This window comes from Peribacillus sp. YIM B13472 (assembly GCF_042788005.1).
Lineage (GTDB): Bacteria > Bacillota > Bacilli > Bacillales > DSM-1321 > Peribacillus > Peribacillus simplex_E.
The window spans coordinates 129226-142286 of the sequence record NZ_JBHZPG010000007.1 but is presented as its reverse complement, the minus strand read 5'-3'; the positions used below and the strand labels follow the sequence as shown (position 1 = coordinate 142286).

Below are 13061 nucleotides of genomic sequence, written 5' to 3'. Positions count from 1 at the left end.
GTCAAAAAAAAACCACCGATTGGTGGATTCTTGCAGTTTGATTCATATTGAAATGAATGCAAAAAAAAAACCAGGATGTTTACCTGGTTGTAGGGGTGGGGTTAAAAGCAGTTCGGTTTTCCATCATTGGTGACTCGGTATAAGGCTTCACTGCCTTTGCCGGTTTTTGAATATTACTAAATACATGTTTCATCACAAAACCATATGTAGCGATTGTCAATAAAATGAATACCCAGACCATTACCAACACCATCCTCTTATATATTGATTAGCTTTTAGTTATTAGTTATTAGTTATTAGTTATTAGTTATTAGTTATTAGTTATTAAAATAAATTTATCGAAATCCGAATGAGAATAATTTTCATCTTCATTTAGAATCTTATCACGAACGATAATCGTTTTCAATAAGAAATTAACATTTTTTATTATTTTCCCTTAAAAACCGTAGAATATTCCGTATGTTCCTTTAAGGCTTTCTCTTCCAATGGGATTCTTACCGCCATCATCCAAACATTCAATAAACTAAAGATGACAGCAGTATAATATGCATCGAATAATAAAGAAATAACTATTATCTCAGTTGCCACTATGATATAGTTCGGATGTTTGAAATATTTATAAGGACCTTTAATGACTACATCGGCATCAGGAACCACTATGATTTTTGTATTCCAATGTTTTCCCAATGAACGGATTACCCAAATCCTGCCTGACTGTGCAATTAGAAAAAGGGTCAGCCAAATTGGCCAAAGTCCAGCCACAGCCCTTTCAAGCACGACCACTTCAATAATGAGAACAATAAAAAAACTAAGGTGCATTAGAACCATCCAACTGTAATGGGACTCACCATATTCCACTGCCCCTGCAACCTTTAACTGTTTTTCATTTTGTTTGGCGATATATAATTCAAACATGCGCTGTATAGCGATCAAGATAATGAAGATGGCAAAGATCATCACTTCCACCTCATTAACACAAGTTCAGACGAAAAACCGGGCCCCAATGCAGCAGCCAAGCCCACCTCATCTTTATTCCCGCCACGCTGCATGAACCTCTCCAGGACGTACAAAATAGTTGCTGAGGACATATTGCCAAATTCCCTCAATACGCTCATTGACTCTGCCGTCATGCTTTCATCGAACCCGAGGGCTTCGTGATAAGCATCAATTACTTTTTTACCTCCAGGATGAGCAATGAAATCCTTTATATCCCTGAGATCGAATCCATTCTCCATTAAGAACTCTTGAACATTCGGTTTAAGCCAATCTTTGATGATTGTAGGGATATCTTTTGAAAAGATTACGTATAACCCTTGATCTTTAACATCCCACCCCATAACATCCAAGGAATTCGGCATTAGCGTGGATTGCGAATTCAAAAATTGAAGATGTCTTACTTTTTTGGAAAATTGTTCATCAGGCACTTCATCACCGCAAACCAATACACAGCTTACTCCATCGGAAAATAAAGAAGTTCCAATTAAATTGCTTTTGGAGATATCATTCCTTTGAAATGTCAGACTGCATAACTCCACACATAAAACAATGACCTTCGCCGTCGGGTATGCTTGGCAATATTCAAATGCACGCGATAGGCCACTTGCTCCCCCTGCACAGCCAAGTCCCCAAATCGGAATCCTTTTAGCATGCGGGCTAAATGGAAGTTCATTCATTATCCTGGCATCAATGGTCGGGGTAGCAATACCCGTGCTTGAGATAAAGAAGAAAGCATCTAGCTCGTTTGCCTGCAATTCTTCTTTTAAAAATTCTGTGTTGGCTAAGCATTTTTCTATAGCTTCTTTCCCAAACTTGACTGCCTGTTGAATATATAAATCATTCCGATCGGCAAAAGAATGATCCACTTTAAACCAATCAAGATCATTAGAAAAATATCGATTTTCCACTTGTCCATTCTTAAAGGCTCTTAGTAACCGTTCTATATTCTTAAATGAGGATCCAAATATTTCTCTCGAAAATTCCATGATTTTCTCCTGAGAAAGTAAATGTGGCAGCTTTATATGTGATGCAGATAATAAATACGGCATGATTGCACCCCTTATTATTCATGATATGGTTAATATACCCACAAGAATATCAATTATGCTTTATCGATAAATGGTCATATTTATTGACGGTTCAGAAAATTTTTTTCTCTTTTTCTTAAAAAACCAGGTAAAAAAAGACTGAGAAATTGATAAAAATAGAGAACTTGATCATACAAGCAGAGGAACGAAAATGGAATCAACGCTATAATCACAAAAGTGTTAAATGGATTCATCGTGGCCGTTAAGTCCGTTATTCCTTTCTCTTTGGACATTCCAAAGCCGTACCTCATAAAACAGCCTTTCGAACAGGAATCCATAAGCGTCCTTATTGGCATGACAGGGGATATCCGTGGAAGAATAATGATTGAGGGAACAAACGGGGATGCATGAGCAATTTAGGTGAAAGCATTTTTTCCATGCCGTTGGATGGTGAGTTGCTTGAATCTTTTGCAGCAGAACTCGGCAACTTGCTTGCCGGGAATATTGCCACTTCTTTAGCAGGAGGGGATGCATTTAATGATATTACCCCACCCACCGTTTTTGTGGGCAATACCAAAATGTATGGGTTTCATGAAGCTATCCATTTACCCATGTCATCAAAAGGCGTAGGCACTCTTCATATCATCTTAATGATTGAAATGTAATCATGAAATATTAAACCCCCTTACCCAAAATCGGTAAGGGGGAGCTTTCATTCTTCTTTCTTTACAGAAGATTGGTTTTGCACTTGAATAATGATATTTTGAAACTCCTCTTTTCCACAAACGCTGCACCTATACTCCTCGCTTAAAATGGTTCGACAATGAATACAATATTTTCTCTCCATCCCTATCACTACTTTCCTGAACATATACTATCAATATATTCAAAAAGTGAAGAGAGTTTCCTTTTATCTGACAAAACTCTAATTTCATTATCAATGTTATGCTTCGGCATAAATGAAAAAATGCCTAAAATCCTCATCACATGAGGATTTTAGGCATTAAATGGTTGAATCTATCAAGTTTACCGAATCTATTTTAATCAGGCTACTTTTTGCCCTTCAATACGTGCTTCCTTCACTTTCCCTTTTGTAGGGACGATGTTAAAGACGATATTCAAGAAAATGGCTGTCAAACTTCCGGCTACAATACCGTTTTCCGTTAAGATTTGAAAGCTTTCCGGAATTTGCGCAAAAAGTTCAGGAACGACCGTCACACCAAGTCCCATACCTACTGAACAAGCGATGATCAATAAATTTTCTTGAGAAGCAAAATCCACTTTGCTCAACATCTTAATTCCTGCGGCAATTACCATCCCGAACATCGCAACCATTGCACCGCCAAGCACGGATGGAGGGATAATTGTCGTGAATGCACCAATTTTCGGAACAAATCCTATGAAAATGAGAATGCCCGCAGTTGTGTATATGACATTCCTTGTTTTAATGCCTGACAATTGAATCAACCCGACATTTTGTGAAAATGCCGTATACGGAAACGCATTGAACAAACCGCCAATCATGATGGCCAGTCCTTCAGCACGATATCCGCGAGCCAAATCGTCTTCTGATATTTCTTTGTCCGTGATTTCACCAAGGGCATAATAAACACCAGTCGATTCCACCAAGCTGACGATCGCCACCAATGTCATCGTAATGATCGCCGTGACGTTAAATGTCGGAGCTCCAAAGTAGAAAAAATGAGGCATATGCAGCCAAGTGGCATTGGCCACTGAGCTAAAATCCACTTTTCCAAGGAAGAATGCTGCTAATGTTCCGACTAACAGCCCCAATAAAATAGAAATGGATCGTACGAATCCAGATGAGAATTTATACATGAATATAATGAATAACAAAGTTCCAAAACCAAGAGCTACATTATTCAAGTCTCCGAAATCAGCAGCACCTTGACCTCCACCAAGATTGTTGATTGCAACAGGAATGAGCGTTATGCCAATAATCAAAACGACCGATCCTGTGACAATGGGCGGGAAAAACCTTGCCAGTTTTCCGAAGAATTTACTAATGATAACGACGATCAATCCCGACACCAAAATAGATCCATAAATGGAGTTGATTCCATATTGCGTACCAATTGCAATCATCGGGCTAACTGCTGTGAATGTACAGCCTAGGACGACCGGAAGCCCAATTCCAAAGAATTTATTTTTCCACACTTGCAATAAAGTTGCTATCCCGCACATCAAAATGTCTATCGAAACTAAATAAGTCAACTGCGCTGCAGTCAATCCCAGCGCCCCACCGACAATCAATGGAATGACGACTGCACCGGCATACATGGCAAGGACATGTTGTAATCCTAAGGAAGCAACTTTTAAAGGTGATTGATTAGACATTGACGGTTGCTCCTTCCATTTCGTCGGCGAACGTAATCTCACCGAATTTCAACTCGGCAATCCTCGCAAGTGATTCAACTTGAAAACCTTGTTCCCTAAGATCCTTACCACCACTTTGGAATGCTTTTTCAATCACGATGCCGATTCCGGCCACTTCTGCTCCAACCTGCTTACAGATTTCCACCAAGCCCCTGGCTGCCTGTCCGACCGCAAGGAAGTCATCGATGATCAAAACCTTATCCCCAGCTTCAATATATTTATTGGAAACCGTAATAGTATTGGTTTCTTTTTTTGTAAAGGAATGAACGGACGCAGTCACTAAATCATTTGTTAAAGTAAGTGATTTACGTTTACGGGCAAAAATTAGCGGAACTTCCAATTCCAACGCAGCCATCAAACCAGGTCCAATGCCTGAAGATTCAATTGTCAGCACTTTCGTTATTTCCTTTTGTTCGAAACGTTTTACGAATTCTTTACCAATTTCTTTCATTAGTATAGGATCCATTTGATGATTTAAGAATGAATCTACTTTTAAAATATCTTCTGATAAAGCTTGACCCTCGGACAAGATTTTTTCCTTTAAAAGTTGCATGAAGGTTCCTCCCAATCTTGGATGATTATTGACCCATAAACCACGCAATCATTCCCTGCATATAAAAAAGCCCAAGAAACATTGCGACACTTTTTGGAGTGAAGCAATACTTCTTGGGCATGAATGAAAAATGAATCAGCAAAAGCCTTCATTATGCAACAAGATCTATTACTCACCCATAGTCGAATTATTTACGGTAATCCGGTAGAAACTTGCAGGCCATATCCCTGCTATTATACGAGTGAAACTTTAAATTTTATTAATATATGAATTATATCAACGCTGACTCTATTTGAAAAGTAATTTTCGATAAAAACCGAACTTTCATTTAAAAAATTAAATCATCATTCGTATTATTAGAAAATTGCGAAATCCCAATGCCTAAATAACAGGGATTTTCCTCTCAAAAGAAAAAATCATCCCATCTTCATGTTCCATTTACTATCATACACGTAACTTTTGCAACGACCCATAAAAAAGAAGAAGGTCTTGACATTTAATCCAAGTCCTTCTTCTATTAATTCATTTGATTTTATAAACTTCTTTATATTTATTTTCAAGATACTTTATTAAATACTGAACATTCAGGCCCTCTCCTGTCGTTTCTTTCAAAATCTCAAGAGGCTTTTTTGTTTTTCCGTATTTATGTATCTTTTCATTAAGCCATTTCCTGATTGGAGCAATATCACCCGCTTCCAACAGGCCATCAAAATCAGGCAAATCTTTAAGCATCGATTGCTTGATTTGGGCTGCATACATATATCCCAATGCATAAGAAGGGAAATAACCAAAGCTTCCATCTGCCCAGTGTACATCTTGCAACACGCCCATGGCATCATTTTCAGGCACAATTCCCAAATAATCCTTGTATTTTTCATTCCAGACTTCCGGTAAATCCTTCACTTCAAGTTCTCCATTAAAGAGAGCCTTTTCCAGTTCATACCGAATCATAATATGTAGAGGATACGTCAGTTCATCTGCTTCAATACGGATGAACGATGGTTTTGTTTCGTTAATGCCCCGGTAAAATTCATCCAGTGTCACATCATTGAATTGTTCGGGAGCATATTCTTTTAATAAGGAGAATTTATTTTTCCAGAAGCTATGGTTCCGTCCAATGAAGTTTTCGAAAAACAATGATTGTGATTCATGAATCCCCATTGATGTCCCGCCATCGAGAAGTGTTCCAGTTAATTCTTCGGCGATATTCTGCTCATAAATGGCATGTCCGCATTCATGAATGGTACCAAAGATTGCCCCCCTAAAATCATTTTCATCGTATCGGGTCGTCACCCGGACATCGCCCCTATTTATTTTAATTTCAAAAGGGTGAACTGTTTCATCCAGCCTGCCAGCCTTGAAATCGTATCCTAGCTGTTTTAAAATTTCCAAGTTAAGTTGATGCTGTTTTTCTTTTGGAAATTCTTTATACAGGAACGCTGTTTCAGGTCTATGTTCGCTTTCGGCAATCTGTTTTACCAATGGAACGATCCTCGCCCGAAGCTCACTGAATACGCTGTCAAGTATATCTACTGTCATGCCTGGTTCATACATATCTAAAAGGGTGTTATATTTCGTCCCTTCATATCCCCAGTACTCTACGAACCTACGGGTATAAGCTACAATTTGCTCCAGATAAGGTTGAAATAAAGAAAAATCAGCTTTTTCCCTTGCCTCTTCCCATGCACTTTCAGAACGCGATTGTAAAATGACGAATTCCTTGTATTCGTTGGCAGGAATTTTCTTATTTCTTTCAAACTCTTTTTTACACTCTTGTACCATTTTATTCGTCGTTTCACTAAGAGTGGCTTTCTCCTTCGAAAGTTCTGCAATGAAGGATTCCATTTCATTACTTGTGCTCATATTAAACACCTCGGAGGAAAGCACGCCGATAACTTCGGAACGCTGCTCACCTCCCTGTTTCGGTGCACCTGTACGTAAATCCCAAAAAATTAACGCGAGAGCTTCATTATAGGCCGAGATTTTCTTTACATATTCTCTAAACTCTTTTTCTATCAGATCGATACCCTTTTTTATCATATTCACTGCTCCTTCCAAATACACTTTACCATATTATACAAAAATCTTTCATAACAGAACCACTTCGTTTAATAAATTAAAATAAAATAAGAGCCAAGGGGCACCTTGGCTCTTATTTTGGATTGGACTTTAGTTAAAGCGTTACAGGAAGAATGGATACAATCTTCTCTTTCACCTGTTCCGAAAGATCCTTTTCAGTCAAAATCTGGACTGTTCCCGAATCATTGCTCGTCCTGATCAATCGCCCTATTCCCTGGCGCAATCGAAGGAGCATGTATGGAAGATCCACTTCTTCGAATGCGTCGGTAACCGAGTTGCGTTTGGCCTCGAAAACTGGATCGCGTGGCGGGAATGGAAGGGAGTGTATCACTACATTTTGCAATGAAGGCCCCGGAACATCAAGCCCTTCCCATAAATGATAGGAGAAAAGGACAGATTGCTCATCCTCTTGGAACTTCTTAACAAGCTCGCTGATTTCCGCTTCCCCTTCAAAATAAAATGGATAAGAAGATATTGGGCAGTTTTCCTTGAACCAATGCAATTCTTCTTTTGAATGAAATAACACTAGTGTTCGACCTTCATTTTCTTCAATTGTCTTCATCGTATATTGAAGTTTTGCCAATTGATCTCCATTTTCGAAGACCGGCATGTTCATTTTCATGACTTCATCGTAATCAAATGGTGATTCAACGGAGAAGCTGTCATACTTTTCTATCCCTAAACTATCAGCAATATATTGGAAGGATTTATTATCCGATAATGTTGCCGATGAAAAAATGTAAGGGATTTTTTTAGAGAATACCTGTTCAGACAAAATATCCTGTACAAGCCTTGGCATGATGACCAATGTTTTGGTCATTTCATTTTCTTCAAACCAGGAAACGGCCTGTTCATCCTTCACAAATAGAGAAAGTGAGTAACCCAGCTGCTCTAAATATTCTTCCGTCACTTTTAAATCATAATCATTGATCGTGTACATTTCCGCTTCAAAAACAAGGTTCTCCTCTAACTCTTCAACCTTTTTGTGAAGCTTTTGGGCAAAGCTTGTTATTTCTTTGGACATCGGAATTTCATAACGATTAGATCCGCTGACATGTATCGCTTTTTCATCCAACAAATCAAAAAATTCTTCATTGATATCAATTAAATCCTCAATGATGTATAAGGTTTCTTCACGAACCTGATTGGCTGTAAGCAATTCTAAAACCGAAGCAAGGGTCTGTTCCCCAACTTTATAAGTTAAAGCCTTCTGAGCAGCAAATTCCAATAGGTGACCTTCATCAAAGACAACGCAGCTATGATCAGGCAGCAATGGTAACTGTCCTTCACGCTTACGCTTTTCCTTGGTCCATACATGCTCCATGAAGAAGTCATGTGAACAAATGATCAAATCACTTGATTTTCGGTAGTGGTCCCGTGATAGGGTTTGCCCACAACGATGGCGTTTATCACAAGTAAAGCAGTTTTGGAGCTGATCCCAGCCAACTTTAGACCAGTCTTCATCATTTAAGTATGGATACTGTTTACGGTCCCCATATGCTGTATAGGCGTTCATGGATGAGTTATCATGGACAAACTTGGGAAGTTCATCATATAGCTGATCTATTCCCTCGGAATCTTCATGATTCACTGCGTAATCCAATTTCTTAAGACATACATATTGATCGTGATACTTGGCAAGCCGAACATCCACTTCAATACCTAAAGCATTCTTGATTTTTTGGATGTCGCCTTCCTCTTTGACAAGCTGTTCAATCAACGTTTCATCCGCACACGAAATAATTGCAGGTTTATTCGTATATCTCGCATAACAAATCGCATATAGTAAATAGACCAAAGTCTTACCGGTCCCTACCCCTGCTTCAGCAAAACTTACATTCTTTTCTTTAAAGGCTTTTTCTAACTGAAAAGCCATGAAGATTTGTTCGTCACGCAGCTCAAATCCTTTTTCGGGAAGAATATCGTAAAAAACATCACCGATCCATTCTGAAAGCTTGTCATAAAAAGAATCTTCCTTTGTTACCGAAAAAGGCAGTGTTTTAAGCATCATGGTCTCCCCTTTTATCTATCATCAGTATATAGTAAACGAATCATTACATATCTTAAGCAAAAGTATATTATCCTTTATTTCACATTAATAGTCAAGATATTTACCAACCATCAGAAATGAAGCGTATTATGTATGTTTTTCTATGTATGCTGCCTGGTTGCCCGATTCGTAAAATAAAAGACAGGCTCCAAAAGAGAGCCTGTCTGTAAATAATATAGGGTTGAATTAAGCTTTGTTTACGTTTGATGCTTGTGGTCCACGTTGACCTTGTTCTACATCAAATGTAACGTCTTGGCCTTCTTCAAGAGTTTTGAAACCTTCGCCTTGGATAGCTGAGAAATGTACGAATACATCGTCTCCACCTTCACGTTCGATGAATCCAAAACCTTTTTCTGCGTTAAACCATTTTACTTTACCTTGTTCCATTTTTGTTGCCTCCTAGTGTGTTCTCCACACATTATATTACTATCCTTGCTCAAAAGAATATTAAGGTATTCCTTAAATCTGAACAAAGATAATTCATTATTAGAATAACAGAAAAGGAAATGATAAGCAAGACTGGAACCTATTATGAATAAATCGTCCTGACCATCAAAATCCTCCGTTATATTCTACCTACCTATTCACCTTGAGGCTGTCTTGGCGGCCTTTTCCCCCAATATTGATAAAGGTCAGCACGGATGAAACCATTGAACAATTTCCTTTTTTTCGTTGCAGGCTTACCGTAATGCTGTTCGAAGTCAGGATTGGAGGTAATCATGTATACTGACCATGTATCAAGCTTCTTGAAGGCTTGGCCCATTTCTCTATACATCTGCTCAACCGCTTTTTGCTCACCAAGACGTTCTCCATAAGGCGGGTTCCCGACAATGACACCATACTCTTTCCTTGTCGAGATATCCCTCACCTGCATTTGTTTGAATTCAATCAGATCACCAAGACCCGCTTCAAAACTATTTGTTTTAGCTATATCGACCATTCGATGGTCAATATCACAACCTGTTATGTCCAAGTACTGATCATAATCGGCTAAATCTTCAGCCTCAATCCGTGCTTCATCCCAAACCTTGCTGTCCATCCATGCCCAGGTTTCAGATACGAATTCCCTGTTAAACCCAGGTGCTATGTTCTGCCCAATTAAGGCTGCCTCGATGGGAATCGTTCCAGATCCACAAAATGGATCTATGAAAGGTTTATCCGGTTTCCAATTGGTCAGCATGATTAAGGCAGCCGCCAATGTTTCTTTAAGGGGTGCCTCCCCCTGCCCTGTCCGATATCCCCGTTTATGCAAACCTGCACCTGAAGTATCTAAGGTAAGTGTCACTACATCTTTTAAAATAGACACTTCAATTTTAAACAAAGGACCAGTCTCTGCAAACCAAGACACTTGCTTATATTTACTTTTCAATCTATCAACAATCGCCTTTTTGACAATAGCCTGACAATCAGGGACACTGTAAAGCTTTGACTTAACGGATTTTCCACTCACAGGGAACTCTACATCGGCTGATAAGTAATCTTCCCAATTCAATGCCTTTGTTTTTTCAAACAACTCATCAAATGAATATGCTTTAAATTCTGCGACTTTAATTTTCACCCTATCGGCACTGCGCAGCCATAAATTAGAGCGGGCAATGGCGGATTGGTCCCCTTTATATGTGATTTTACCATTTTCGACTTGACAATCGTATCCAAGATCCCTAACCTCCTTGGCAACAATTGATTCCAATCCCATTGCTGATGTTGCGATAATATCGAATTGTTTCATTAATCTTGCACCTTCTTTCCATTAATCCAAATCCATGGCACCTTTTCCCGAATTTCTTCATTTATGTATTTAAGAATCAGGCATTGATTTTTTTACATGTAAACCTTATTTAAAAGGTCCACCGCCTTTTTATATTTCAGTTAGAATTCTTCATTGTTTGCTTAGCTTATTTCATGATCATGTAGCGAGAACATTCATTAATTAAATAAAACATTACTCAATTATCCATATACCTTAAGATACACGCTGCAATCATATGATTGAAATCATCAAAACCAATTATGTATGCTTCCCATCCATTATCCTGAAATTTGTAGTTTTCCGTCTTGATACCTTCATTTTAGGGCTAACAGAAGAGTTAAGGAACCTTTAAAAATAGGATACCCAGAATCAAGGAAATGCTTTACATTCCGACACTATTTTTTAGAACGTTACCGACTGACTTCATTCAAACCCATTTTCTTTCCGCTTGACACTTTTCGAAATGGAATGGAAAACTTGCCAAGTTCTAAGTTTAACACAGCGGTGTTTCAGAAAACGAAAAAATAAATGGAAACGCCCAATCTTTTTATAATCAGGCAATCTCCATAAACAAAAACTCCCCTTTTAAAAGGAGAGTTGTGCTTTTGGTGTAATATGATAACGTTCTGTAAGCCATGTTTTGTTCCTCAGTACTGCAAGCGACTCGCGTCTCGTACTTCGGCGGTAATCATCTATCTACAGAAGCATATGCTTCTGTCCTTCTCCTCGTTCAATTCCAAGGAAGAAAGCGCCCCTACCATTAATTTGGGTTTCTCGCTCGTGGGGTTTACCTCGTTCCACCCTTTACATTTCTGTAAAGGCTACGTCACTGTGGCACTTTTATAGGTATTCATGCCATATCCAAAAGGACTTAGGCATTTTCCCAGCCGTCAGCAATCCAAGATTGCTGCCCAAGCTTATTTTTTCGCCAGGCACGAACACTACGGACATCGCAGTCCGTGCGAGCATGGACTTTCCTCTACTGCATAAATGCAGCAGCAATTACCCAAACGTTAACATAACATAATTGATTATACTCCATTATTCATGAAAAAACAATACCAAAATAATTTTCACTTTTACAATGTAAAATCTCAGTCAAAAAGCTTGTTACCAAAAACATGCTTTTCCAAGTTGGATAACCGTTTAAGGATGTCAAAGTTAGTGGTTCCCGGAGTGGCACTTGGAGCAGGTTGATTTGGACGTTTTGTACTCTCTTCTGCTTGTTTTTTCAATTTAAGATTCTCTTGTTTAAGATCTTCAATTTCCTGGTGGAACACTTCATAATCTTTAATGATCAGATCCAGGAATTGATCCACATCTTCAGGTTTATAACCGCGCATGGCTGTTTTAAAATCTTTTTCAAGAATATCTTTAGCCGTTAATTTTATCTTATCGGATAGCATAAGACTTCACCTCAATACTTTCGCCAATACAATCGACTTTTTATTATTTTTTCAAATCTGCTTGGGTTTGTCAACGAAACACCTTTTTGTATGCATACTGTTTAGTGAACGATATGTATTCCCATTAAATCTGTATCTAAATTTCATAATAATATGATTATGCTTAAGAAACAACTTTTAATCCAAATTATTTTCACTCCATCATTCTTCGGACCAGCTCGCTTCTTCCGCAGCCAGTTGCAGATCATCAAAGTTTATCTGAAAGATGGGGTATGGCTGTGTTTCGGCTTTTTTCATCGCCTCGAAATAAGGATATCGGGATGATCCTTCTTTTTCAGCTTCGAAAATGATGAGCATGGCATCGCTTTTATGGACCATATACCTATTTTTGATTTTCAGTTGTTGTGGCCCTTCATATGGTTTATTGAAAATGGACTCTACAAAATCGGCACGGGCCAATATGGATCGGTAATAGTCTTGATTCGTCTCGTTCCATGACTCTTCCTGTTTCAGGAAAGGAGTAAGCACCCCTAATTTGAGCTGAGGATATTCCTCCTGTAATTCAAACACCACTTCCGCACCCCAAAGTTCCGTACCCAACTGACCTGAGATGATCACCCATTCCAGCCCATCTTCCGCCAATGGAAGGAGACGCTGCTTCATCGCTTTCTTTATATATTTTACGGCTTCATGGTCATTTTTGAATATCCCGAATTCAAAAGCCTTATAGCCCGTCATATACAAAACCTTCATCGCTTGGCTAATCTCCTTTAACATGATTATGTAAGAAAACAAGGGCTTA

General features: G+C 38.6%; 12 protein-coding genes, 1 other RNA gene and 1 riboswitch. Of the genes, 1 reads left to right on the top strand and 12 read right to left on the bottom strand.

The window, feature by feature from the left end:
• Nucleotides 1-79: 79 nt before the first annotated feature.
• The 3 genes from ACFX4I_RS08195 to ACFX4I_RS08185 form a co-directional block, all read right to left on the bottom strand.
• On the bottom strand, nt 80-247 hold the full coding sequence (locus ACFX4I_RS08195) for a hypothetical protein (RefSeq protein WP_377419958.1): 168 nt from the start codon (nt 245-247) through the stop codon (nt 80-82).
• Nucleotides 248-426: 179 nt separating this feature from the next.
• Nucleotides 427-957 (bottom strand): isoprenylcysteine carboxyl methyltransferase family protein, encoded by a 531-nt coding sequence (locus ACFX4I_RS08190; protein ID WP_309518792.1) that lies wholly within the window; start codon nt 955-957, stop codon nt 427-429.
• Entirely contained in the window at nt 957-2045 is a 1089-nt protein-coding gene (locus tag ACFX4I_RS08185) for a type III polyketide synthase (protein WP_377419956.1), read from the bottom strand. Before ACFX4I_RS08185 ends, ACFX4I_RS08190 begins: the two co-directional genes overlap by 1 nt.
• 386 nt (nt 2046-2431) lie before the next feature.
• Between ACFX4I_RS08185 and ACFX4I_RS08180 the strand changes: the two genes are divergently transcribed.
• Nucleotides 2432-2689 (top strand): hypothetical protein, encoded by a 258-nt coding sequence (locus ACFX4I_RS08180; protein WP_377419954.1) that lies wholly within the window; start codon nt 2432-2434, stop codon nt 2687-2689.
• A gap of 379 nt (nt 2690-3068) precedes the next feature.
• Here the strand turns inward: ACFX4I_RS08180 and ACFX4I_RS08175 are convergent, their stop codons facing one another.
• The 9 genes from ACFX4I_RS08175 to ACFX4I_RS08135 all read right to left on the bottom strand — a co-directional run bounded on the left by ACFX4I_RS08175 (nt 3069) and on the right by ACFX4I_RS08135 (nt 13012).
• Nucleotides 3069-4382: a nucleobase:cation symporter-2 family protein gene (locus ACFX4I_RS08175; protein WP_377419952.1), complete on the bottom strand. Its 1314-nt coding sequence runs from the start codon at nt 4380-4382 to the stop codon at nt 3069-3071.
• The gene (locus tag ACFX4I_RS08170) at nt 4375-4974 is read right to left on the bottom strand and encodes a xanthine phosphoribosyltransferase (protein ID WP_230300610.1); all 600 of its coding nucleotides are present in this window, start codon (nt 4972-4974) and stop codon (nt 4375-4377) included. The genes ACFX4I_RS08175 and ACFX4I_RS08170 overlap by 8 nt, the downstream gene beginning before the upstream one ends.
• 159 nt (nt 4975-5133) lie before the next feature.
• Nucleotides 5134-5235, bottom strand: a riboswitch (purine riboswitch).
• Between the two features lie 261 nt (nt 5236-5496).
• Complete coding sequence (locus ACFX4I_RS08165) at nt 5497-7014, bottom strand: carboxypeptidase M32 (protein WP_377419950.1); 1518 nt, start codon at nt 7012-7014, stop codon at nt 5497-5499.
• 133 nt (nt 7015-7147) lie between these two features.
• Nucleotides 7148-9064 carry an ATP-dependent DNA helicase gene (locus ACFX4I_RS08160; RefSeq protein WP_377397594.1) on the bottom strand — a complete coding sequence of 639 codons (1917 nt, stop codon included), beginning with the start codon at nt 9062-9064 and terminating at the stop codon, nt 7148-7150.
• Nucleotides 9065-9289: 225 nt separating this feature from the next.
• Nucleotides 9290-9490, bottom strand: coding sequence for a cold-shock protein (locus tag ACFX4I_RS08155; protein ID WP_034307871.1), 201 nt, complete (start codon nt 9488-9490; stop codon nt 9290-9292).
• A 193-nt stretch (nt 9491-9683) separates the two neighbouring features.
• Nucleotides 9684-10832: a THUMP domain-containing class I SAM-dependent RNA methyltransferase gene (locus tag ACFX4I_RS08150; protein ID WP_309518788.1), complete on the bottom strand. Its 1149-nt coding sequence runs from the start codon at nt 10830-10832 to the stop codon at nt 9684-9686.
• A 645-nt stretch (nt 10833-11477) separates the two neighbouring features.
• An RNA gene (gene rnpB, locus ACFX4I_RS08145) (RNase P RNA component class B) lies at nt 11478-11867 on the bottom strand.
• Nucleotides 11868-11947: 80 nt separating this feature from the next.
• The gene (gene gpsB / locus ACFX4I_RS08140; RefSeq protein WP_061463822.1) at nt 11948-12259 is read right to left on the bottom strand and encodes a cell division regulator GpsB; all 312 of its coding nucleotides are present in this window, start codon (nt 12257-12259) and stop codon (nt 11948-11950) included.
• 201 nt (nt 12260-12460) lie between these two features.
• Nucleotides 12461-13012 (bottom strand): SLOG family protein, encoded by a 552-nt coding sequence (locus ACFX4I_RS08135; RefSeq protein ID WP_098370730.1) that lies wholly within the window; start codon nt 13010-13012, stop codon nt 12461-12463.
• Nucleotides 13013-13061 lie beyond the last annotated feature (49 nt).

Coding starts and splice junctions, on each gene's coding strand:
- ACFX4I_RS08180 (WP_377419954.1), top strand. CDS start 2,432: ATGAGCAATTTAGGTGAAAGCATTTTTTCCATGCCGTTGGATGGTGAG.
- ACFX4I_RS08170 (WP_230300610.1), bottom strand. CDS start 4,974: ATGCAACTTTTAAAGGAAAAAATCTTGTCCGAGGGTCAAGCTTTATCA.
- ACFX4I_RS08175 (WP_377419952.1), bottom strand. CDS start 4,382: ATGTCTAATCAATCACCTTTAAAAGTTGCTTCCTTAGGATTACAACAT.
- ACFX4I_RS08155 (WP_034307871.1), bottom strand. CDS start 9,490: ATGGAACAAGGTAAAGTAAAATGGTTTAACGCAGAAAAAGGTTTTGGA.
- ACFX4I_RS08185 (WP_377419956.1), bottom strand. CDS start 2,045: ATGCCGTATTTATTATCTGCATCACATATAAAGCTGCCACATTTACTT.
- ACFX4I_RS08135 (WP_098370730.1), bottom strand. CDS start 13,012: ATGAAGGTTTTGTATATGACGGGCTATAAGGCTTTTGAATTCGGGATA.
- ACFX4I_RS08165 (WP_377419950.1), bottom strand. CDS start 7,014: ATGATAAAAAAGGGTATCGATCTGATAGAAAAAGAGTTTAGAGAATAT.
- ACFX4I_RS08160 (WP_377397594.1), bottom strand. CDS start 9,064: ATGATGCTTAAAACACTGCCTTTTTCGGTAACAAAGGAAGATTCTTTT.
- ACFX4I_RS08150 (WP_309518788.1), bottom strand. CDS start 10,832: ATGAAACAATTCGATATTATCGCAACATCAGCAATGGGATTGGAATCA.
- ACFX4I_RS08190 (WP_309518792.1), bottom strand. CDS start 957: ATGATCTTTGCCATCTTCATTATCTTGATCGCTATACAGCGCATGTTT.
- gpsB (WP_061463822.1), bottom strand. CDS start 12,259: ATGCTATCCGATAAGATAAAATTAACGGCTAAAGATATTCTTGAAAAA.